This is a genomic window from Curvibacter cyanobacteriorum (genome assembly GCF_028649475.1).
Taxonomy (GTDB): domain Bacteria; phylum Pseudomonadota; class Gammaproteobacteria; order Burkholderiales; family Burkholderiaceae_C; genus Curvibacter; species Curvibacter cyanobacteriorum.
Window position 1 is genome coordinate 89251 of record NZ_JAQSIP010000003.1, and the last position, 21422, is coordinate 110672.

The following is a 21422-nucleotide window of genomic DNA, read 5'->3' on the forward strand; positions in this document are numbered from 1 at the left end:
TCGCGGGCTGGGGCGGCGGCTTATTTCTTGGCCGGCAGGATGTTGAGCTCGGCGGCCGAAGGCAGGTAGGCGCTGGTCCAGGCGGTGTCCGGGTTGGCGCGGTTCTTGGTGGCGTAGGCATCCGACACCTGCGAGGCCATCAGCGACAGGCGTGCCGGGTTGACCTGGCCGAAGCCCTCGGCGCGCGCGTCGGGGCTGTTGATGACGGTGTCGATGGCCAGCTTCAGGCGGCGCGTCTCGAGCTCGGTGTTGATGATGCCGTCGCGCTGCTTGACGTACTCGATGGCGGCCTCTGGCTTGGCGATGACTTCCTTGGCGCCCTTGGCAAAGGCCTGCAGGAAGGCTTTCACGGCGGCCGGGTTTTCTTTGAGGATCTTGGGCGAGGCAATGATCGCGTTGCCATACAGCTTCACGCCAAAGTCGGCATACGGCAGCACCACCACGTCGGCGGCCTTGGCACCGCGCGCTTCGAGGTTCAGCAGCGAGGTGAAGGTGAAGCCCGTGATGGCATCGATGTCGCCGCGCACCAGCATGGTCTCGCGCAGCGGCGGGTCCATCGCGGTCCACTGCACGCTGCCGACCTGGTTGGCCTTGGCAAAGATCGGGAAGGCGCGGCGACCGGCGTCGAACACCGGGGCGCCGAGCTTCTTGCCGGTCAGGTCGGCGGGCTTGGTGATGCCGCTTTTCTTGAGGGCCATCACCGAAGCCGGGGTGTTGTTGTAGACCATCATGATGGCCACCGGCTTGTTGGGGGCGTCCGGGTTGTTGGCCTGGAACTCCATCAGCGCGGCCAGGTCGGCAAAGCCCATGTCGTAGCTGCCGGAGGCCACGCGTTGCACCGCCCCCCCCGAGCCGTTGCCCGCGTCGACGGTGACGTCGAGTTTGGCGTCCTTGAAATAGCCCTTGGCTGCGGGCAGCAGGAACAGGGCCGACGGGCCCTCAAAGCGCCAGTCCAGCTGGAACTTGATCGGGGTGTTCTGGGCCTGGGCGCTGCCCAGGGCGGCGGCAAGGCTGAGGGCAAGGCTGGCTTTGAGGAAAGTGCGTGGCGTCATTCAAGTCTCCAAGGGATGGAGGCTTGAAGCAAAAACAGTGCCCGCGGCGGTGTGGCGGATCAACAGGGTGGAAGGTGGGTGGGTTGGAAGGTTGGTGGGTGAAGGTTGGTGGGTGAAGGTTGGTGGGGCATGGCGCGCCGGTCGGGCGGCCCAGCCAAGGCCCAGGCACAAAAAAGCCCCCGCCCTGTTGCGCAGGGGCGGGGGCTGGGCAGGCCGGTGGCCCGCGCCGCGTCAGCCCGGGGCGGGCCCGGCTTGCGACGCGGTGGCCACGCGGGTGGCGACTCAGCTGCCTTGTTGCACGGCCGCGCCGGCGGCGGCCAGGGCGGTCATGTTGACCACGCGGCGCATGGTCGACGACGGGGTCATGATGTGCGCCGAGGCGGCGGCACCGAGCAGGATCGGGCCAATGGTCACCCCATGGCCGCCCGTGGTCTTGAGCACGTTGAACAGGATGTTCGCGGCGTCCAGGTTCGGGCAGATCAGCACATTGGCTTCGCCGGTCAGGCTGCCGTCCATCAGTGCGTTGCCGCGCACCGACTCCGACAGGGCCGCGTCGCCATGCATTTCGCCGTCGCATTCGACGTCGGGGGCCAGCTTGGCGAACAGGTCGCGGGCCTGGCGCATCTTGATGGCCGAGGCGCGCTTGGATGAGCCGTAGTTGGAGTGCGACAGGAAAGCCACCTTGGGCGGCAGGCCGAAACGCTTCACTTCCTCGACGGCCATCAGCGCGATGGAGGCCAGTTGCTCGGCGTCCGGGTCTTCGTTGATGTAGGTGTCGGCGATGAACAGGGTGTGCTTGTCGAGCATCAGCGCGTTCAGGGCGGCAAAGCCGCTGGCGCCGGCCTGCAGGCCCAGGATGTCGCGCACATGCTCGAGGTGGCTGTCGTAACGACCCACCAGGCCGCACAGCATGGCGTCGGCGTCACCGAGCTTGACCATCAGCGCCGCGATCAGGGTGTTGGAGCGGCGCACCGCGGCCTTGGCGGCTTCGGGTGTGACGCCCTGGCGGCCCATCAGGCGGTGGTAGGTTTCCCAGTACTGGCGGAAGCGCGGATCGTCCTCGGGGTTGCAGATCTCGACGTCCTTGCCCGGTTGCAGGCGCAGACCGGCCTTGGCGATGCGCGCGGCGATCACGGCCGGGCGGCCGATCAGGATCGGGCGGGCCAGGCCATCGTCGACGGCCAGCTGGGCGGCGCGCAGCACGCGCTCGTCTTCACCTTCGGCGTAGGCGACGCGCTTGTTGGCGGCCTTGGCGGCGGCGAACACCGGGCGCATGAACATGCCGGTGGCGTACACGAAGCGCGACAGGCTTTCGCGGTAGGCCTCGAGGTCTTCGATCGGGCGCGTGGCGACGCCGGACTCGGCGGCGGCCTTGGCCACGGCGGGCGCGATGCGCAGGATCAGGCGCGCGTCAAACGGCGTCGGGATCAGGTAGTCGGGGCCGAACACCAGCTCCTGGCCCGCGTAGGCGGCGGCCACTTCGTCGCTCATCTCGGCCTTCGCCAGGTCGGCGATTTCGCGCACGCAGGCCTGCTTCATTTCGGCCGTGATCTTGGTCGCGCCGCAGTCCAGGGCGCCCCGGAAGATGTACGGGAAGCACAGCACGTTGTTGACCTGGTTCGGGTAGTCCGAACGGCCGGTGGCGATGATGCAGTCCGGGCGAATGGCCTTGGCCAGTTCGGGGCGGATTTCGGGTTCGGGGTTGGCCAGCGCCAGGATGATGGGCTGGCGCGCCATGGTCTTGACCATCTCGGCGGTCAGCACGCCGGGGGCCGAGCAGCCCAGGAACACGTCGGCACCGTCGACCACATCGGCCAGGGTGCGCGCGGCGGTGTCTTGCGCGTAGCGTTGCTTGGATGCGTCGAGGTTGCCGGGGCGGCCCTGGTAGATCACGCCCTTGGAGTCGACCACATAGACGTTCTCGCGCTTGACGCCGAGGCCGACCATCACGTCGAGGCAGGCGATGGCCGCCGCACCGGCGCCCGACACGGCGATCTTCACCGCGCCGATGTCCTTGCCCACCAGTTCCAGGCCGTTCAGCAGGGCGGCCGAGGAGATGATGGCGGTGCCGTGCTGGTCGTCGTGGAAGACCGGGATGTTGAGGCGGTCGGACAGCTGCTTCTCGATGTAGAAGCACTCGGGTGCCTTGATGTCTTCGAGGTTGATGCCGCCCAGCGTGGGTTCGAGGGAGGCAATGATCTCGACCAGCTTGTCGGGGTCGCGTTCGGCGAGCTCGATGTCGAACACATCGACGCCGGCAAACTTCTTGAACAGGCAGCCTTTGCCTTCCATCACCGGCTTGCTGGCCAGCGGGCCGATGTCGCCCAGGCCCAGCACGGCGGTGCCGTTGGTGATCACACCCACCAGGTTGCCGCGCGAGGTGTAGTCCCAAGCCTTGGTCGGGTCGGCTTCGATGTCGAGGCAGGGGTAGGCCACGCCCGGCGAGTAGGCCAGCGACAGGTCGCGTTGGTTGGACAGGGGCTTGGTCGGGGTGACGGAAATTTTGCCCCGCACCGGCGTGCGGTGGTATTCACGGGCTGCGTCGCGCAGCGCTTGTTCGGCCGCAGACAAGGTTTTGGTCATTGAATGGTTTTCCTTCGGTGGCGATAGCGGGCTGGGAGCTTACCCCATCCTGACGTCAGACTGACACGGCGCGGGGGCACGGGCCCCAAGGCCAACGCCCCCAGGACAGTCTGGGGGCGTGTCTAGGGGGCCGGGCCGGTCAGTGGGCGTCGGCCTGCTTGGCGGCTGCGATGGTGGCCTGATCGTCCCGCTTGGCACCGTTGAAGAACAGGTTGAGCACCACGGCACTGATCGTGGCCAGCAGAATGCCCGACTCGATCAGCGGGTGAATCGCATGCGGCATCCACTGGCGGAAGTTCGGGGCCAGCAGCGGGATCATGCCCATGCCGACCGAGATGGCGACGATCAGGGCATTGAAGCGGTTGTGCTTGAAGTCCACCCCACCCAGGATGCGGATGCCGGTGGTGGCGACCATGCCGAACATCACCAGGCCGGCGCCCCCGAGCACCACGGTGGGCAGGGATTCGACCAGGGCGGCCATCTTGGGCAGCAGGCCCAGCACGATCAGGATCACGCCGCCCGCCACGCAGACAAAGCGGCTGCGCACCCCGGTGACGGCCACCAGGCCCACGTTCTGCGAGAAGCTGGTGTAGGGGAAGGTGTTGAAGATGCCCCCGATCAGGGTGCCCAGGCCGTCGGTGCGCAGGCCCGCGGTCAGCGCGCGGTGCTCGACCTTGCGCTCGGTCATGTCACCCAGGGCCAGGAACATGCCGGTGGACTCGATCATCACCACCAGCATGACCACCGTCATGGTCACCACCAGGATGGGGTCGAACACCGGGGTGGCGATCTCGAACGGCAGCACCAGGTCGAACCAGGCGGCCTTGCCCACCTTGTCGAAGTTCATCAGGCCCAGCGCGACCGAGGCCACACCGCCGATCACGATGCCCAGCAGCACCGAGATGTTGGCCGCAAAGCCCTTGGCGTACTTGGTGATCAGCAGGATCGACACCAGCACCAGCGCGGCCACGCCGACGCCCATCAGCTCGGCGTACTTGGGGTTGGGTACGGTTGGCAGGATGGCCAGGCCCTTGGGCAGGGCGGGCAGGGCCGAGCCCGGCGCGGCGGCCAGTTTGCCGGCCTCGGCCAGCCAGCGCACATGCTCCGGGTCCGGGATGCTGGGGGCGGTCGGGCCGACCGGGTTGCCAAAAATCCAGTTGATGCCCACGCGCATCAGGCTGACGCCGATGACCAGGATCAGCGTGCCCGTGACCACCGGCGGGAAGAAGCGCAGCAGGCGACTGACGATGGGCGCGATCAGGATCGAGATCAGCCCGGCGCCGATGATGGCGCCGAAGATCAGCTGCGCGCCTGCCTGGCCGGGGTGGCTGTTGGCGATGGCCACCATCGGGCCGACCGACGCGAAGGTCACGCCCATCATCACCGGCAGGCGGATGCCGAACCACGGCGTGGCCCCCAGCGACTGGATCAGCGTCACCAGGCCACAGCAAAACAGGTCGGCGGAGATCAGCATCGCCACCTGCTGGGGATCGAGCTTGAGGGCCCGGCCAATGATCAGCGGCACGGCGATGGCGCCGGCGTACATGACCAGCACATGCTGCAGGCCCAGGGCGGCCAGGCGGTTGAGGGGGAGGCGTTCGTCGACGGGGTGGACCGCTGAATTCATGCTGGGTTCCTTGAGGGCTGGAAGGGGGCGGGTTTCGGGGCCGGCAACCGCCACAACAGAACGTCGCACACTTCGTGCACATGTTTGTATGTGAAAAGTGTATACACGTTAAGCCGTGGCAGGGTCGGTGAAAACCCGAGCGCCAACAGCCTGCAAGAAGCAGGCCAAACGCCGGTCAACAGCCGTGGCGATCCGTTCAGGGCCCAGCGCGCGAAAGCACGGCCCCGGCGGGTCGAGGGCGCGGTCAGCCCGAAGGCTTGTGCGCCAGCGGACTCAAGGAGTCGCGCAGCCGGTCGTGGCTGCGCGGGGTGTCGGGTCGCAGGGCCTCTTCGACCTGCCCGATGTGGGCCAGCAGGCGCTCGCGCGCCAGGGCCAGGTCGCCGGCCTCGAGGGCTTCGACGATGGTGGCGTGCTCGGCGCAGGACTGGCTGGCCTCGTGGCGCGACTGGTACAGCGAGGCCGCCAGCGTGGTGCGGGCGGTCAGGTCGCGCAGCACGTCGGTCAGGCTGCGGTGGCCCATGCTCTCGGCCAGGCAGACATGGAAGTCGGCCAGCAAGAAGGCGCGCGTGGCGGCGTCTGCGCCCTCGATGGCGCGCTGCTCGTCCGCGATGTGGGCCCGCAGGCGGCGCGTCACCGCCTGCAGCGGGCGGCCCGCGTCGGCGGCGCTGGCCAGGATGCCGGCCTCCACGATGCGGCGCGCCGAAAACGCGTCGCGCGCTTCTTCCACCGAGGGCTCGACCACGTACCAGCCCCGGCGGGAGCGCACCTCGACAAAGCCGCGCGCTTGCAACTGCATCAGCGCTTCGCGCACCAGGGTGCGGCTGACGCCAAACAGGTCGGCCAGGTTCTGTTCGCCCAGGCGCTCGCCCGGGGCCAGTTTCTGGGCCAGGATGGATTCGACCACCTGTTGTGCGATTTCGGTCTGGGAGCGGCTCATAGGGTTGTGGCGTCTCGGGGTCAGTGCAGGCGTGGGGCGGTCCAGCTCGGTGCCGCAGGGCCTGCCAGTGCCGTGCCCTGCGAGGGCGTGTCACCGAGCTGGAAGGCACCGACGGTCTGGGCCAGGCGGTGAGCCTGGTCGTTGAGCACCGATGCCGCTGCGGCCGATTCTTCGACCAAGGCCGCATTTTGCTGCGTGGAGCGGTCCATTTCAGCCACCGCCTGGCTGATTTGGCCGATGCCGTTGCTTTGTTCGTGCATGGCGCCGTTGATCTCCTCGATCAACTGGCTGACGTTGAGGATGCTGCCCATGATGGTGTCCATGGTCTGGCCCACGGCCTGCACGCGCTGGGTGCCGGTGCTGACGCGCTCCTCCGAGGTGCTGATCAGGCCCTTGATCTCCTTGGCGGCGGTGGCGCTGCGCTGCGCCAGGCTGCGCACCTCGGCGGCCACCACGGCAAAGCCGCGGCCGTTTTCACCGGCGCGTGCGGCCTCGACGGCGGCGTTCAGGGCCAGGATGTTGGTCTGGAAGGCAATGCCGTCGATCACCCCGATGATGTCACTGATGCGGGCGGAGGACTGGTTGATCTCGTCCATGGTGCTGACGGCGCTGGCCACCACCTCACCGCCCTTGGCGGCCGCCTGGCTGGCCTGGCTGGCCAGCTGGGTAGCCCGCACCGTGGCTTCGGCCGACTGCTGAACGCTGGCCGTCAGTTGCACCAGGGCCGCGGAGGTCTGCTCCAGGCTGCTGGCCGCGCCCTCGGTGCGGCTGGACAGGTCCTGGTTGCCGTTGCGGATCTCGTCGCTGGCCAGGCGAACCGACTCGGCGCCCTGGCGGATGTCGCGCAGCACCACGGCCATCTTGTCGACAAAAGTGTTGAAGGAGTGGGCCACCTGGGCCACTTCGTCCTGCCCGGCAATGCGCAGGCGCTGCGTCAGGTCGCCGCCGCCGGAGCTGATGTCGGCCATCGCGTCACGCACTTGTGCCAGCCGGCGGAAGGCGCGGGCCGTGAAGACCGAGCTCAGCACCGCCGCCAGCAGGGCCAGCACCACGGTGGCCAGCAGCACGCCGCGCGACACCTCGCCCAAGGCCTGGGTGGCGTCGGCCTTGTCGAGCGCCACGATCAGGTACCAGTCGGTGCCGCGGATGGCCCGGGCCTGCAGCCATTTGCGGACGCCGTCGAGTTCGACCTCCTGGGGGCTGGTGGCGCTCAGCAAGCGGTCCAGCGATTCGCCTGCCAGGGCCGGGGACAGCTCGGCGGCGGGCTTGAGGGTCCGCTTGGGGTCGGCGTGGGCCAGCAGCTGGCCGCTGCGGGTGACCAGGAGGGCCAGGCTGTTGGGGGTGGGGTGGACGGCGTTCACCACCTGGCGCACCCCGTCCAGGGGCACGGCGCCGCTGACCACGCCGGCCAGCTTGCCGTCGCGCAGCATGGGCGCGGCAAACGACACAAAGGCCACGCCGGTCGAGGCATCGGCATAGGGCGGCGTGACGATCAGCTTGCCGGCCTGCGCGGCCGCCTTGTACCAGGGGCGCACCGTGGGGTCGTAGTTGGCCGGGGTGGTGGTGCTGCTGGAGACGTAGCTCTTGTCGATCCAGCCCACGGTGGTCACCGGAAAACCCCCGGCCTTGTTCATGTGCAGCACGATGCCCTGCGGGTCGCCGTGCTGCACCGCGTTGGCGGCGGCCTGCACGGTCGTGGCTTTGGCGTCCACCCACAGGTCGATGGCCATGCCATTGCCCTCGCTGGCCGCACTCAGTTGCTGCGCGGCGGTCTGGGTGGTGCTGGCGCGCAGCAGGGTCAACGTGATGGCGCCGGTGAGGCTCAGGGCCACCACGACCGACAGGGTCGTGATGAGCAGCAATTTGGTACGCAGTGAACTCAGCATGGGGACAACTTCAGGGAGGGGCGGGGGCGGACTGGGCTGGCGCTGCAAGGCAGCCTGTCGCCGCCAGCGTCTGGCTGGGGCGACAGGCTGGGGGGGAGGCGGGTCCGCATCCGCAGACCCGGGGCCTCAGGGGGCCGAATGGCCGGGGGCGCGGCCGTCCAGCACGGCGTGGGCCCGCTCGCGGTCGATGTCGCCTTCCCAGGCGGCCACCGCGACCGTGGCGACACAGTTGCCGATCAGGTTGCCCAGTGCGCGGGCAATGCCCATGAACCAGTCCACCGACAGCACCAGCACCAGGCCAATAGCCGGGATGGCCGGGATGGCTTGCAGCGTCGCGGCCAGCACCACGATGGCCGAGCCCGGCACGCCGTGTGCGCCCTTGGAGGTGACCAGCGAGATGGCCAGGATGGCCAGCAGGTCGGCGGTGGAGATGGGGGTGTTGGTGGCTTGCGCAATGAACACCGCGGCCAGCGTGATGTAGATCGAGAACGCGTCGAGGTTGAAGGAGTAGCCGGTCGGGATCACCAGGCCCACGGTCGAGTCGCGGATGCCCAGCGCCTTGAGCTTGGCCATGATCTGCGGCAGCACGCTGTCCGACGAGGTGGTGGCCAGCACCACCATCAGTTCTTCGCGCAGGTAGCGCAGCAGCTTCCAGAGGCTGAAGCCCGAGATCCGCATGATCAGGCCCAGCACCACGCTGACGAAGAAGATCGTGGCGGCAAAGAACAGGGCCACCAACATGCCCAGTTGCTTGAGCGAGCCGATGCCGTACTTGCCCACCGTGAAGGCGATGGCGCCCAGCACGCCCAGCGGCGCCAGGCGGATCAGCAGGCCCATGGTCTTGAACAGGGCGTGCGACAGGTCGTCGATGGCTTCGGTGATGCGGGCTCCGCGCGGGCCCAGCAGCGCCAGTGCGCAGCCGAACAGGATGGCGACCAGCAGCACCTGCAGCACGTCACCGGTGACGAAACCACTGAGCGCGGTGGTCGGGATCAGGCGCAGCGCGAACTCGGTGAAGCCGCCGCCGCTGAGCTTATTGGCGTTGTCCTTGTAGCTGGACAACGCGGCACCGTCGAGGGTGTTGGGGTCGATGTTCATGCCCACACCGGGCTGGAACACCCAGGCCAGCACCAGGCCCAGCACCAGCGCGATGCTGGTCACGACCTCGAAGTAAATCAGGGCCTTGATGCCCACACGGCCCACGCGCTTGAGGTCACCGGTGCCAGCGATGCCGTGCACCACGACCCCAAACACGATGAACGGGATCAGCATCTTGATCAACTTGATGAAGCCGTCGCCCAAGGGTTTGAGCTTGACGGCTTGTTCGGGCCAGACCAGGCCCACGACGACACCAAGGATCAAGGCCAGGACAACCTGGCCAAAAAGGGATTTGAAGAGGCGTGACATGTTGGCTCCAGGGGTTGTGGATGTTGTTCTCAAATCTTGTATGCAAGAACTGTAGGCAAATTGCATGCCCATGAACACAGGGTTTTCACGCGGGTCGCGGTGCCGTCATGCCCTCTTTTGAGGCGAAAGAACGGTCGATGCGTGGTTTTGGTGCGGTTTGTGTGCTTCTGCGCCAGAAGGGTGCGCGGAATGAGGGGCGTCCCGTGAACGCACAGCGCCCAGCGCCAGGCGAGCGCCAACAGGCCGCGTCTCCTGGGGCGAGGGATCGGCGGGGATTGGCGAATGGAGGCGAATGGAGGCGACGGTCGCCAACCCTTGCCGCGCGGGCTCAGGCGCCAGCGTCAGCGTGGCTTGGCGCCAGGCCAGCGTGGCCCGGGGCCTGGGGGGGCGGCGCAAGGTCAGCCCGAAGCCCCGCCCCTGGCGTGCCTCCGCGCGCCAAGGCGTGGGCGGGTCAGGCAGGGGCTCCGCAGGGCAAGCGGGGTTGGCGGGTTTGGCGGGTTTGGCGGGTTTGGCGGGTTTGGCGGGAGCGCGGGGCTCAGCGGGACGGGGCGAGGTACAGCGACTCGAGCCGCTGCATCTCGGCTGGGCCCAGGCCCATTTCACGTTGCAGGTAGGGCGCCAGGCCCCCGTGGACGTCGTCGATGGTCTGCAGCGCGGCATCGAGAAAGCTGGGCTGCACCTGCCAGATCACGCGCAGGGCGGCCTCCGGCGCGTCGCCGGGGGGCAGGGCGGGGCGCTGATAGAGCTGGTTGGTCAGCAGGTAGTCGTGCATCACCACGTCAGGTGGCACCCCGAGGGCGCTCAGGATCAGCGCCGCCGCCAGGCCGGTGCGGTCCTTGCCCGCGGTGCAATGGAAGACCAGGGGCGCGTCGTTCTCGAGCAGCAGGGCAAACAACTGGGCGAAGCGCGGCGAGTTGTGCAGCACAAAGTCGCGGTAGGTCTGCTCCATCAGCGCGGCGGCGGTCTCCGGGGTCAGGGCCTGGCCGCGCGCCTGCATGTCCTTGGCGCGTTGCACCACGGTGGGTTCGATCGGCAAGGCGTGCTGCGTCACGCCGGGCAGGGTGTAGGCCTGGGCGCGGCGCTCCCCCTCGCCCCGGAAGTCCACCGTGCGCTCCACTTGCAGGGCCTGCAGCTGCACCACATCGGCCGGGCTGAGCTGGGCCAGGTGGTCGGATCGGAACAGCCGGCGCAGGCGCAGCCGGCGGCCGTCCCGGCCCTGGTAACCGCCCAGGTCGCGGAAATTGGAGGCCCCAAGCAAGGGGATCGACGGGTTGTGCAGGTTCATTCGGGTGGTGCTGATGAAATCCGGGGAGCGGAGCGGTCCGGCTGACGTGGTGGACCCCTCAGACCGGCGCGGGTCGGCGCCGGTCTGCCCTCCATGCTAGCGCCGTGCCCGCTGATCCGGGATCGGGCTTGTCCCCGAGGTGTCGCGGTCGGGCTGCCAGGGCCAGCGCTGCAGCAGGGCCTGCCAGTCATGCAGGTCGGCGGGGGCGTTGGGGGGCTGCGGGTCGGCCCGGAACAGCCCGGGCTGCGCGGGCACCGAGGCGGTGGCCCCGCCCTCCGCCCAGGCGCTGGCCAGGCCGTCGGCGGCCGCCTCGGTGGGGGCTGCCGCCGCCAGCCCGCCGGGCTGGCACAAACCGCTGTGAATCTGCAGCAGGCCGCCGTGTACCGGGTGCGGCAGGCTCAGCGTGGCCGCGTGCAGCCACAGGCGCTGCTGCCCCAGTTGCTCGGCCCACCAGCGGTTGAGCGGGCCTTTGCCGTGGGTGGCGTCGCCAATGATGGGGTGGGCCAGGTGCTTCAGGTGGCGCCGTATCTGGTGGCGGCGACCGGTCTCGGGCCAGGCCTGCACCAGGGACAGCCGGCTGCTGGGGTAACGCGGGTCGGCGGGGGGCTGGCCTTCGGCGGGCGCCAGGGCCAGCGTGGCCAGGCGCGCAAAGCGGGTGCGGGCGGGCTGCACCGGGGCGTCGGGCGGCGCATCGTCGGGGCGCAGGGCGTGGTCCACGTCGCTGGCCAGCGGGGCCCAGCCGCGCACCAGCGCCAGGTAGTGCTTGTGGGTCTGGTGGTGCTCAAAGGCCTGCGACAGGGCGCGTGCCGCGTCCGCGTGCAGGGCCATCACCAGCACCCCGCAGGTGCCTTTGTCGAGCCGGTGCACCGGGAACACATGCTGGCCCAGCTGGTCGCGCAGGGTCTGCATGACGAAGCGGGTCTCCCCCGCGTCGAGGCCGGTGCGGTGCACCAGCCAACCTGCCGGCTTGTAGACCGCCACCAGGTGCTCGTCGCGCCACAGCACCGTCAGCGGGGCGGGCCCGAGGCTCAATTCAGCAGGTCGCAGAGGGCGCGCGCGATCACCTTGGTGGCGGCGCGCAGGTCGTTCAGGTCCAGGCGCTCGTCGGCGCGCTTGGCGTGCGACTCGAGCACCGTGCGCGGGCCCGCGCCGTAGATCACGCCCGGGATGCCTTGTTCGACATACAGGCGCACATCGGTGTAGAGCGGCGTGCCGACCGCGGGCACGTCCTCGCCCAGCACGGTCTTGGCGTGGGTCTGGATGGCGTCCACCAGCGCTTGGTTGCCGGCCAGCGGGGTCATGGCGCGGGCCAGCAGCAGGCGCTTGATGTCCACCGTGATGCCCGGTCGCTCGGCCGCGGCCTGTTCGATCACCGCGCGGATGCGGGCTTCGACTTCGACCGGGTTCTCTTCAGGGATCATGCGGCGGTCCAGCTTGAACACCACCTTGCCGGGCACCACATTGGTGTTGGTGCCGCCTTCGATGCGGCCCACGTTGAGGTAGGGGTGCTTGATGCCCGCCACCTGCGACGTGACCTGCTGGTACAGGGCGTTCTGGGCGTACAGCGCGTTCAGGAGGTGCACCGCGCCTTGCAGCGCATCGACCCCGGTGTGGGGCACGGCGGCGTGGGCCATCTTGCCGTGCACGGTGACTTCCATTTGCAGGCAGCCGTTGTGGGCGGTCACCACCTCGTGTGAGAAGCCGGCCGCGATCATCAGGTCGGGGCGGGTCAGGCCCTGGCGCAGCAGCCAGCCCGGGCCGAGTTCGCCGCCAAACTCTTCGTCGTAGGTGAAGTGCAGCTCGACCGCCCCCTGGCTGGGGCGGGCCACGGCCTCGAGGGCGCGCAGCGCGAAGGTGAAGCTGGCGAAGTCGCTTTTGCTGACCGCGGTGGCACGGCCGTACATCTTGCCGTCAACGATCTCGGCGCCGTAGGGGTCGTGGGTCCAGCCCTCGCCCGGTGGCACCACGTCACCGTGCGCGTTCAAGGCCACGGTGCGGCCCGATCCGGCGGCGCCGAAGGCGCGGCGCACGATCAGGTTGGTGATGCTTTCCATGCCGTAGGCCTGCACCTCGGCGGCGGGCACGGGGTGGCGCTCGGCCTCGTAGCCAAAGTCCTTCAGCAACTCGGCGGTGCGTTCGGCGTGCGGCGCGTTGTTGCCCGGCGGGGTGTCGGTGGGCACGCGCACCAGGGCTTGCAGAAAGCGCACTTCGTCGTCGAAGTGGGCGTCAACCCAGGCGTCCAGGGCGGCGTAGGCGGCGGTGTGGGAAGTGGTCATGGCTGGTCGTTGGCGATTTGATTCAGGACGTGGGAGAAGGTCTGCACCGCGAGTTGCATGTCGTCGTTGGTGGTGGACTCCAGCGGGTTGTGGCTGATGCCCGAGTTCTGGCCGCGCACGAACAGCATGGCCTGGGGCATGACTTCGTGCAGCTTCATGGCATCGTGGCCCGCGCCGCTGGGCAGGCGGAACACCGGCACGCCCTGGGCTTGCACGGCGGCTTCCCAGCGTTGTTGCAGCAGCGGATCGCTGGGGGCGGCCGAGGCGCGCAGGGTTTCTTCGAGGCTGTAGCGCAGGCCACGGCGCTCGCAGATGGCGGCCAGTTCGGCCAGCACATCGCGCGCCAGGGCGTCGCGTTGTGCGTCCACCGGCGCACGCAGGTCGAGCGAGAACTGGCAGCGCCCCGGCACCACGTTGATCGAGCCGTTGGGCACTTGCAACTGGCCCACGGTGCCCACCGAGTCGGCGTCCTGGGCGGCCCGCTTTTCGACGTACAGCGCCAGTTCAGCCACCGCGGTGGCGGCATCGCGGCGCCGGTCCATGGGGGTGGTGCCCGCGTGGCTGGCGGTGCCGATCACCTCACCCAGGTAGCGCAGGCTGCCGTTGATGGAGGTCACCACACCGAGCGGCAGGTCCAGCTCGTTGAGCACCGGGCCTTGTTCGATGTGCACTTCGATGAAGCCCAGGTAGGCCTGGGGGTCGCGTTGCAGCTTGGGAATGTCGTCCACGCACAGGCCTGCGTGTTGCATGGCCTCGCGCATGGTGATGCCATCGGCGTCTTTCTGGTCCAGCCATTCGGGCTTGAAGTCGCCAATCAGCGCGCCCGAGCCCAGGAAGGTCGCCTTGTAGCGCTGGCCTTCCTCCTCGGCAAAGCCCACCACTTCGATGCCAAACGGCAGGCGGCGCTGCGCCTGGGCCAGCGCCTTGACGCAGGCCATGGGCACGTAAATGCCCAGGCGGCCGTCGTACTTGCCGGCGTTGCGCACCGTGTCGTAGTGCGAGCCGGTCAGCAGGCTGCGCGCCCCCGGGGTGGCGGCGTGGTAGCGGCCCACCACATTGCCGACCGCGTCGATGGCGACGTCGTCAAATCCGCAGTCGCGCATGCCCTGGGCCAGGCGCTGGGCGCAGGCGCGGTGGGCGTCGGTCAGGTAGGTGACAGTGAGCTGGCCTTTTTCGGCGTAGCCGGGGTCGCTGTGCTGGCTGAGCTTTTCGTGCCAGTCCCAGACCTCATTGCCCTGCACCGGCTCGACACCGAACTTGTCGTTGAGTCGGATCTCGGCGATGCGGTGGATGTTGCGCAAGGCCTCGGCGCGCTCGAAGTCGGGGTGGTTGTGCAGGCGCCGCTCGAAGGTGTCGATGATCTCCTGGCGCGACAGCCCCAGGCCACGGGCGCCGCGCACCGCGAGGATGAAGGGAAAGCCGAAGCGCGCGTTGTAGTCGCTGTTGAGCTGCTGGATGCGCGCGAACTCGGCGGGGCTGCAGTCGGTCAGGCCGGCCTTGCCTTGCTCGTGGGTGGACTCGGCGGTCAGGCTTTGGCTGACCATGGCCTTGCCGGCGAGTTCGGGGTGGGCGCGGATCAGGTCGAGCTGCGCTGGCGCGCCCGACTCACGCACCACGCGCGCCAGGGCCGCCTTGAGCTGGGCCAGGGTGGCAAAAGGGCGCTGCGGCAGCACGCGCTCCACGATCCAGGGCGAGTGTTCGTACAAGCCGTCCAGCCATTGCAGGGCTTGGGCCGGCTCGGCTTGGTTGAATTGTTCCAGGGTGAGGGCCATGTCAGCCTGCCTTGTGGTCGGTGAAGGGATGGACCGCCTGCCAGTGGCGGGCGATGTCGATGCGGCGGCACACCCAGACGTGGTCATGGCGCTGGATGTGATCGAGGAACTTCTGCAAGGCCACCATGCGGCCCGGGCGGCCCAGCAGGCGGCAGTGCATGCCGATGCTCAGCATCTTGGGGCGGTTCTCGCCGTTCGGGTCGCCCTCGGCATAGAGGCAGTCGAAGCTGTCGCGCAGGTAGGTGAAGAAGTCTTCGCCCTGCGAAAAGCCCTGTGGCAAAGAGAACCGCATGTCGTTGCTGTCCAGCGTGTAGGGCACCACCAGGTGGGGCACCACCGCGCCGTCGGTGCGCTGCACCTTCATCCAGAAAGGCAGGTCGTCGCCGTAGTAGTCGCTGTCGTATTCGAGGCGCCCGTCGTCCACCACCAGGCGGCGGGTGCGTGGGCTGTCGCGCCCGGTGTACCAGCCCGTGGGGCGCTGGCCGGTGAGCTTCTCGATCGCGTCCAGGGCCACGCGCATGTGCTCGCGCTCGGTGGTCTCGTCGATGTTCTGGTAGTGGATCCAGCGCCAACCGTGGCAAGCGATCTCATGGCCCAGTTCGACAAAGGCCTGCGTCAGCTCGGGGTGGCGCTGCAGCGCCATGCCGACACCGAAGATGGTCATGGGCAGGCCGCGCTTTTCGAACTCCCGCAGGATGCGCCACACCCCGACGCGCGAGCCGTACTCGTAGATGCCTTCCATGCTCAGGTGGCGGTCCGGGAAGCTTGCCGGGTTGAACATCTCGGACAGGAACTGCTCGGACCCCGCGTCGCCGTGCAAGGTGGCGTTCTCGCCACCTTCCTCGTAGTTCAGCACGAACTGGACCGCGATGCGGGCCTGGCCCGGCCATTGCGCGTGGGGCGGGTTGCGGCCGTAGCCGACCAGGTCTCGGGGGTAGGGCAGGGTGGTGTCGTAAAGGCTCATGGGGGTGGGCTCGCGGGTCAGGACAAGGCCATGGAGAGGTCGCTGGTGGGCAGCTTGCGGTCAAAAGTGAGGCTGGTTTCGACGTGGGTCAGGTGCTCGTTCATGAGCTGCACGGCCAGGGCTTCGTCACGCGCGGCCAGGGCTTTGACGATCTCGCCATGTTCCTCGTGCGAGTGCTCGGCGGCACTGGCCGACTGGTACATCAGGGTGATCAGGGCGCAGCGCGAGATCAACTCGCCCAGCATCTGGGCCAGCACCTCGTTGCCCATCAGTTCGGCCATGCGGACATGGAAATCACCGAGCAGCTCGGTGCGGCCCGGTGCGTCGCCGCGCTCGACAGCGGCCTTTTCGCGCGCCACATGCTCACGCAAGGCCTTGATCTTGCTAGGGGTGACTTCGCGCACAAAAGCGCGCGTCATTTCGGCTTCCAGCATGCGGCGCACGGCAAACACCTGGCGCGCTTCGGTCACCGAGGGGGCCGCCACAAAGGCGCCGCGCGCGGGTTCGAGCCGGATCAGCCGGTTTTGCGACAGCTGGAACAGGGCTTGCCGCACCAGCGTGCGCGAGACACCAAAATGGTCGGCCAGCTTCTGCTCGGCCAGCTTGGTGCCCGGCAGCAGTCGGTGCTCGACGATGGCCCGCGTCAGGCTTTCGACGATGAAGTGGGTGGTCGAGGTCTCCATGGGCGCATGATAGCCCCCAATTCAAAAAGTGTATACACTTTTGGTTCACCAAACACGGGTCATCCGGGCCCGACGTCATCGCCAATTTGAAAGGTTCCCATGGGCTTGAGTACACACGTTCTGGACACCATGCACGGCTGCCCGGCGGCGGGCATGGCCGTGTCCCTGTTCACCACCCAGGGCGACAGCGCCACCTTGGTGCGCCGCTTTGTGTTGAATCAGGATGGGCGCTCCGATGGCCCGCTGTACGACAACGCCAGCCTGCGCGTGGGCACCTACCGGCTGGTGTTCGAGGTGGCGGCGTACTTCCAGGCGCGTGGCGTGGACTTGCCCGAGCCGCCGTTCCTGGACCGGGTGACGCTGGACTTTGGCATCGCCCATGCGGACCAGCATTACCACGTGCCCTTGCTGGTCAGCCCCTGGAGCCACTCGACCTACCGCGGCTCCTGAGGCTGCTCAGTGCTGGCCTTCGGTCAGGGTGTCGAGCTGGAAGCGCCCGCTTTCGTCCCACAGCCAGGTGTCGGTGTAGACCACCGAACCCAGGCGCGCGGCCACCGGGTAGGGCGCGGCCTGGCGCACGGTGCGTTCGATCTCGCTGATCACCTCGGGTGCGTGGCGCGGCGCCCGCATCCAGTGCAGTTGTGTGACCCGACCCTGGCGGTCGAGGTGCACCTGCAACACGCCCACCGCGTACAGCATGGCGGGCAGCTTGCCCGGGTAGATGCGGTCTTGGTTGAGCAGGTAGAGGTGCTTGGCGGCATCTTGCCGGTAGGCCTTGGGCGTGCTGGCCTGCGAGGCGGGCGGCGGCCCGCGGTGCGTGGCCTGGGGATCGCGCGCCGTGCCAGGGTCGGCCGGGGTGGCGTCTGGCCGGCTGGCCGGGGTGGGGCTGCTGTCGGGCAGCGGCGTGTGGCTGCACGAGGCCAGCAGGGTGGCCCACAGCGTGGCCACCAGCCAGCTGGGGCGTTGCCACAGGCGGTGTTTGAACAGGGATGGACGTGGGTTTGAGCCGCTCATGCGCGCATTTTGCCTGCGCTCCCAAGGCCTGCCCCAGAAGGGTGCCATTTGTTTCAATCGGCGGCGGTGGGGCGGGGGGTGGCCTGGCGCCCCCGCGTCACCGTGCGCCCGCCGCCGGTTGGGCGGCCGATCGGGGCCCCGCGCCCGCACAATGCCCACATGACTGCCTTGTCTCTTTTTCTTGAGCGCCTGGCGCGCGAACCGGCCTGCCTGGTGCGGGTGGTGCAGACCCAGGGCTCGGTGCCCCGGGGGGTGGACGCCTGGATGGCGGTGTGGCCCGACGCGGTGTTGGGCACCATCGGCGGGGGGCACCTGGAACTGGTGGCCCTGCTCGCCGCCCGCGAGGGGCTGGCGCGCCCCGACACGGCCTGGCCGCTGCAGCAGCGCCATGCCCTGGGCCCCAGCCTGGGACAGTGCTGCGGTGGCGCGGTGCACCTGTCACTGCAACGCGTGGTGGCGGCCGACGTGCCGCGCCTGCGCACCGAGTTGGCACCCCAGGGCTCGCCGCTGGCCCTGTTTGGCGGGGGGCATGTGGGGCATGCGTTGGTGCAGGTGCTGGCCCGGCTGCCGTTCCAGATCCACTGGATCGACAGCCGCGATGGCATCTTCCCGGCCGAGCTGCCGGAGACGGTGCTGGCCGAGCACTCCGACCCGGTGGCCCAGGCGGTGCAGGACCTGGCGCCCGGCGCCCAGGTGCTGATCATGAGCTTCAGCCACGCGGAGGACCTGGACATCGTGGCCGCCTGCCTGCGGCGCCAGCGCGAGCGTGCCGACCTGCCCTTCATCGGCCTGATTGGCAGCCAGACCAAGTGGGCCACCTTCCAGCGGCGCCTGCGCGAGCGCGGGTTCACCGACGCCGAACTGGCCCACGTCACCTGCCCGATCGGCTTGCCCGGTCTGCAGGGCAAGCAGCCCGAGGTGATCGCGGTGTCGGTGGCGGCACAGTTATTGCTGAAGCGCTCCGACTCGGGAAAGCCCTGAGGACGGGTCGCGTGAGCGGCTTCGACGGTTTGCAAAAAGTGTATACACTTCGGCCGGTCGGGCGCTTCGGCGCGCGGTCATTCAGCATCAGGTCGCAGCGGAGCTGGGGTTCTCTTGAGGCCCATGGCCGCGGCCGCAACATCTGCTCAGAGCGCCCGCAGTGGTGAGCAGGCTTTCAACGTGGGGGTCCGTTCGCGGGCGCGTCACGGGAGTTGAGCATGGAAAGTTATTTCCTCGACTGGGCCAACCTGCTGCTGCGCTGGGTCCACGTCATCACGGCCATCGCCTGGGTGGGGTCGTCGTTTTACTTTGTCTTTCTGGACAGCAGCCTGACCCCGCCGGTCGATGACGACCTCAAGCGCCAGGGCGTCAGCGGCGAGTTGTGGGCCGTTCACGGCGGGGGCTTCTACCACCCCGTCAAGTTCGCGGTGTCGCCGCCCAAGCTGCCCAGCCACCTGCACTGGTTCTACTGGGAAAGCTACAGCACCTGGCTCAGCGGCTTTTCGCTGTTCACCATCTCCTACCTCTGGAGCGCCAGCACCTACCTGATCGACAAGTCGCGCATGGACTGGGCACCGGCCGAGGCCATTGCGGTGGCGCTGGGCTTTCTGGTCGTGTTCTGGCTGCTGTACGACGGCATCTGCCGCGTCTTCGGTCAGCGCAAGAACGGCGACGCCATCGTCGGCGCCCTGGTGCTGGTGCTGGTCTGTGTGGCGTCCTGGCTGGCCTGCCACTGGTTCGCCGGGCGTGCCGCCTTCTTGCTGGTGGGCGCGATGATCGCCACCTCGATGAGCGCCAACGTGTTCTTCTGGATCATCCCGGGCCAGCGCACCGTGGTGCAGCAAATCAAGGACGGCCTGCCGGTCGACCCCATCCACGGCAAGCGCGGCAAGCAGCGCAGCGTGCACAACACCTACTTCACGCTGCCGGTGCTGTTTGCCATGCTGTCCAACCACTACAGCTTCACCTACACGCACCCGCAGAACTGGCTGATCCTGATCGCCATGATGTTCGCGGGCGCCGCCATCCGCCAGTTCTTTGTCATGCGCCACGGCCACAAGCTGGGCCGCAACCCCCACCCCTGGCCCTACGCGGCGGCGGGCGTGGTGGTGTTGCTGGGCCTGCTGGTCTGGCTGCGCCCGGCCCCGGTGGCCGCCACCCCCCCGGCGGCCGCGCCGGTGGCCGTGGGCTATGAGCAGCTCAAGCCGGTGCTGGCCGAGCGCTGCTACCTGTGCCACGGCGAAGCGGTGCAGATGAAGAACATCCGCCTTGATTCGCCGGCCCAGGTGCAAGCCCATGCGCAGGCGATCTACCAGCAGGTGGTGGTCAGCAAGGCGATGCCCATGAACAACGCCACCGGCATCACCGATGCCGAGCGGGCGCTGGTGGGCGCCTGGTTCCAGGGTGGTGCCAAGACTGCGCCCTGACCGTTCTCCGCCTGCCGAGCCCCCGCCATGAGCACCCTTTTGCTGCGCCACGCGCGCTGTGTTGCCACCCTGGACGCACAGCGGCGCGAGCTGACGGACGCGTCCGTCTTCATCCGTGACCACCGCATCGAGGCCATCGGCCCCGCGAGCGAACTGTCTGCCGAGGCCGACGAAGTGCTCGATGTGTCGGGCTGCCTGGTCACGCCGGGCCTGGTCAACACCCACCACCACATGTACCAGTCGCTGACCCGGGCCATCCCCGCGGTGCAGGACGCGGAGCTGTTCTCGTGGCTGCGTGGCCTGTACCCGATCTGGGCTGGCCTGACGCCCGAGATGGTGCGGGTCTCGACCCAGGTGGCGATGGCCGAGCTGCTGCTCAGTGGCTGCACCACCAGCAGCGACCACCTCTACATCTACCCCAACGGCGTGCGCCTGGACGACAGCATCGAGGCGGCCCAGCAGATCGGCATGCGCTTCGTCGCCACGCGCGGCAGCATGAGCGTGGGCCAGTCGCAAGGCGGTCTCCCACCCGATGCGGTGGTCGAGCGCGAGGACGCCATCCTGCGCGACACCCAGCGCCTGATCGAGACCTGGCACGACGCCGGCCACGGCGCCATGGTGCAGGTGGCGGTGGCGCCGTGCTCGCCCTTCAGCGTGAGCCGTGACCTGATGCGCGAATCGGCCTTGCTGGCGCGTGCCCATGGGGTGCGCCTGCACACCCACCTGGCCGAGAACGACCATGACATCGCCTACAGCCGCGAGAAGTTCGGCTGCACCCCGGCCGAGTACGCCGAGCAACTGGGCTGGGTTGGCCACGACGTCTGGCACGCGCACTGCGTCAAGCTCGACGCGGCCGGCATCGGCCTGTTCGCCCGCACCCGCACCGGCGTGGCCCACTGCCCCTGCAGCAACATGCGCCTGGCCTCGGGTATTGCGCCGGTGCGCCGCATGCTGGACGCGGGCGTGCCGGTGGGCCTGGGGGTGGACGGCAGTGCCAGCAACGACGGCGCCCACATGCTGGGCGAGGCACGTCAGGCCCTGCTGCTGGCGCGCGTCGGGCGCGCACTCGAACCCTTTGGCTGTGACGCCGGTCCGGCCGAAATGACGGCGCGCGACGCCCTGGCCCTGGCCACGCGCGGTGGCGCCGAGGTGCTGGGCCGCAGTGACATCGGCCACCTGGCTGTGGGCCAGTGTGCCGATCTGGCGGTGTTTGATTTGCGCAGCCTCGACTTTGCTGGCGGCGCGGTGCACGACCCGGTGGGGGCCTTGTTGCTGTGCGCCAGCGCCAAGGCTCGCCACACGGTGGTCCATGGCCGGGTGGTGGTGCGCGACGGGCAACTCACCACCCTGGACCTGCCGCCGCTGCTGGAGCGCCACAACCGCCTGGCCCTGCAACTCGCCATCTCGGCACTGGGGCAGCGCTAGGACGGTGCACTGATCCGCACTGTGCGGCGACGCAGCGCGGTGCTGGCGGCGCCCTGACGCCGCGCGGTGTGGTGTGGTGCGGTGCGGTGCGGTGCGGTGCGGT

At 68.7% G+C, this 21422-nt stretch carries 17 protein-coding genes; 4 read left to right on the forward strand and 13 right to left on the reverse strand.

The features are described 5' to 3' along the window. Positions 1-20: 20 nt before the first annotated feature. The 12 genes from PSQ40_RS07055 to PSQ40_RS07110 all read right to left on the reverse strand — a co-directional run bounded on the left by PSQ40_RS07055 (position 21) and on the right by PSQ40_RS07110 (position 16472). Positions 21-1052: an ABC transporter substrate-binding protein gene (locus PSQ40_RS07055; protein WP_273950077.1), complete on the reverse strand. Its 1032-nt coding sequence runs from the start codon at positions 1050-1052 to the stop codon at positions 21-23. A gap of 282 nt (positions 1053-1334) precedes the next feature. Beyond that, a complete protein-coding gene (locus PSQ40_RS07060; protein ID WP_273950078.1) occupies positions 1335-3635 on the reverse strand; it encodes an NADP-dependent malic enzyme in 2301 nt (766 codons plus the stop codon). 139 nt (positions 3636-3774) lie between these two features. Then, entirely contained in the window at positions 3775-5262 is a 1488-nt protein-coding gene (locus PSQ40_RS07065) for a nucleobase:cation symporter-2 family protein (protein WP_273950080.1), read from the reverse strand. A 244-nt stretch (positions 5263-5506) separates the two neighbouring features. After that, positions 5507-6199, reverse strand: coding sequence for a GntR family transcriptional regulator (locus PSQ40_RS07070; RefSeq protein WP_273950082.1), 693 nt, complete (start codon positions 6197-6199; stop codon positions 5507-5509). Positions 6200-6219: 20 nt separating this feature from the next. Then, complete coding sequence (locus PSQ40_RS07075) at positions 6220-8085, reverse strand: methyl-accepting chemotaxis protein (protein ID WP_273950083.1); 1866 nt, start codon at positions 8083-8085, stop codon at positions 6220-6222. A gap of 126 nt (positions 8086-8211) precedes the next feature. Continuing rightward, positions 8212-9492: a C4-dicarboxylate transporter DctA gene (locus PSQ40_RS07080; RefSeq protein WP_273950085.1), complete on the reverse strand. Its 1281-nt coding sequence runs from the start codon at positions 9490-9492 to the stop codon at positions 8212-8214. 535 nt (positions 9493-10027) lie between these two features. Continuing rightward, the gene (locus PSQ40_RS07085; protein ID WP_273950087.1) at positions 10028-10777 is read right to left on the reverse strand and encodes a tyrosine-protein phosphatase; all 750 of its coding nucleotides are present in this window, start codon (positions 10775-10777) and stop codon (positions 10028-10030) included. A gap of 96 nt (positions 10778-10873) precedes the next feature. Beyond that, complete coding sequence (locus tag PSQ40_RS07090; protein WP_273950089.1) at positions 10874-11809, reverse strand: pseudouridine synthase; 936 nt, start codon at positions 11807-11809, stop codon at positions 10874-10876. After that, positions 11806-13053, reverse strand: a complete 1248-nt coding sequence (locus PSQ40_RS07095) for a M20 family metallopeptidase (RefSeq protein WP_273950091.1) — start codon at positions 13051-13053, stop codon at positions 11806-11808. The genes PSQ40_RS07090 and PSQ40_RS07095 overlap by 4 nt, the downstream gene beginning before the upstream one ends. Next, positions 13050-14825 carry a 2-oxo-4-hydroxy-4-carboxy-5-ureidoimidazoline decarboxylase gene (gene uraD, locus PSQ40_RS07100; RefSeq protein WP_273950092.1) on the reverse strand — a complete coding sequence of 592 codons (1776 nt, stop codon included), beginning with the start codon at positions 14823-14825 and terminating at the stop codon, positions 13050-13052. Before uraD ends, PSQ40_RS07095 begins: the two co-directional genes overlap by 4 nt. A gap of 1 nt (position 14826) precedes the next feature. Next, positions 14827-15789 carry an allantoinase PuuE gene (puuE, locus tag PSQ40_RS07105; protein WP_273950093.1) on the reverse strand — a complete coding sequence of 321 codons (963 nt, stop codon included), beginning with the start codon at positions 15787-15789 and terminating at the stop codon, positions 14827-14829. Between the two features lie 17 nt (positions 15790-15806). Next, a complete protein-coding gene (locus PSQ40_RS07110) occupies positions 15807-16472 on the reverse strand; it encodes a GntR family transcriptional regulator (RefSeq protein ID WP_273950094.1) in 666 nt (221 codons plus the stop codon). Between the two features lie 99 nt (positions 16473-16571). On the opposite strand from PSQ40_RS07110, the gene uraH reads away from it, so the two are divergent. Then, a complete protein-coding gene (gene uraH / locus PSQ40_RS07115) occupies positions 16572-16922 on the forward strand; it encodes a hydroxyisourate hydrolase (protein WP_273950095.1) in 351 nt (116 codons plus the stop codon). Positions 16923-16928: 6 nt separating this feature from the next. Here uraH and PSQ40_RS07120 read toward each other — a convergent pair whose 3' ends face one another. Beyond that, positions 16929-17486, reverse strand: a complete 558-nt coding sequence (locus tag PSQ40_RS07120) for a hypothetical protein (RefSeq protein WP_273950097.1) — start codon at positions 17484-17486, stop codon at positions 16929-16931. A 159-nt stretch (positions 17487-17645) separates the two neighbouring features. Between PSQ40_RS07120 and xdhC the strand changes: the two genes are divergently transcribed. From xdhC to PSQ40_RS07135, 3 genes are all read left to right on the forward strand, one after another. Further along, positions 17646-18467 (forward strand): xanthine dehydrogenase accessory protein XdhC, encoded by an 822-nt coding sequence (xdhC, locus tag PSQ40_RS07125; RefSeq protein ID WP_273950099.1) that lies wholly within the window; start codon positions 17646-17648, stop codon positions 18465-18467. A 218-nt stretch (positions 18468-18685) separates the two neighbouring features. Beyond that, entirely contained in the window at positions 18686-19894 is a 1209-nt protein-coding gene (locus tag PSQ40_RS07130) for a urate hydroxylase PuuD (RefSeq protein ID WP_273950100.1), read from the forward strand. Positions 19895-19921: 27 nt separating this feature from the next. Then, positions 19922-21319, forward strand: coding sequence for an 8-oxoguanine deaminase (locus PSQ40_RS07135; protein ID WP_273950102.1), 1398 nt, complete (start codon positions 19922-19924; stop codon positions 21317-21319). Positions 21320-21422 lie beyond the last annotated feature (103 nt).

Coding starts and splice junctions, on each gene's coding strand:
- PSQ40_RS07055 (WP_273950077.1), bottom strand. CDS start 1,052: ATGACGCCACGCACTTTCCTCAAAGCCAGCCTTGCCCTCAGCCTTGCC.
- PSQ40_RS07060 (WP_273950078.1), bottom strand. CDS start 3,635: ATGACCAAAACCTTGTCTGCGGCCGAACAAGCGCTGCGCGACGCAGCC.
- PSQ40_RS07065 (WP_273950080.1), bottom strand. CDS start 5,262: ATGAATTCAGCGGTCCACCCCGTCGACGAACGCCTCCCCCTCAACCGC.
- PSQ40_RS07070 (WP_273950082.1), bottom strand. CDS start 6,199: ATGAGCCGCTCCCAGACCGAAATCGCACAACAGGTGGTCGAATCCATC.
- PSQ40_RS07075 (WP_273950083.1), bottom strand. CDS start 8,085: ATGCTGAGTTCACTGCGTACCAAATTGCTGCTCATCACGACCCTGTCG.
- PSQ40_RS07080 (WP_273950085.1), bottom strand. CDS start 9,492: ATGTCACGCCTCTTCAAATCCCTTTTTGGCCAGGTTGTCCTGGCCTTG.
- PSQ40_RS07085 (WP_273950087.1), bottom strand. CDS start 10,777: ATGAACCTGCACAACCCGTCGATCCCCTTGCTTGGGGCCTCCAATTTC.
- PSQ40_RS07095 (WP_273950091.1), bottom strand. CDS start 13,053: ATGACCACTTCCCACACCGCCGCCTACGCCGCCCTGGACGCCTGGGTT.
- uraD (WP_273950092.1), bottom strand. CDS start 14,825: ATGGCCCTCACCCTGGAACAATTCAACCAAGCCGAGCCGGCCCAAGCC.
- puuE (WP_273950093.1), bottom strand. CDS start 15,789: ATGAGCCTTTACGACACCACCCTGCCCTACCCCCGAGACCTGGTCGGC.
- PSQ40_RS07110 (WP_273950094.1), bottom strand. CDS start 16,472: ATGGAGACCTCGACCACCCACTTCATCGTCGAAAGCCTGACGCGGGCC.
- uraH (WP_273950095.1), top strand. CDS start 16,572: ATGGGCTTGAGTACACACGTTCTGGACACCATGCACGGCTGCCCGGCG.
- PSQ40_RS07120 (WP_273950097.1), bottom strand. CDS start 17,486: ATGAGCGGCTCAAACCCACGTCCATCCCTGTTCAAACACCGCCTGTGG.
- xdhC (WP_273950099.1), top strand. CDS start 17,646: ATGACTGCCTTGTCTCTTTTTCTTGAGCGCCTGGCGCGCGAACCGGCC.
- PSQ40_RS07130 (WP_273950100.1), top strand. CDS start 18,686: ATGGAAAGTTATTTCCTCGACTGGGCCAACCTGCTGCTGCGCTGGGTC.
- PSQ40_RS07135 (WP_273950102.1), top strand. CDS start 19,922: ATGAGCACCCTTTTGCTGCGCCACGCGCGCTGTGTTGCCACCCTGGAC.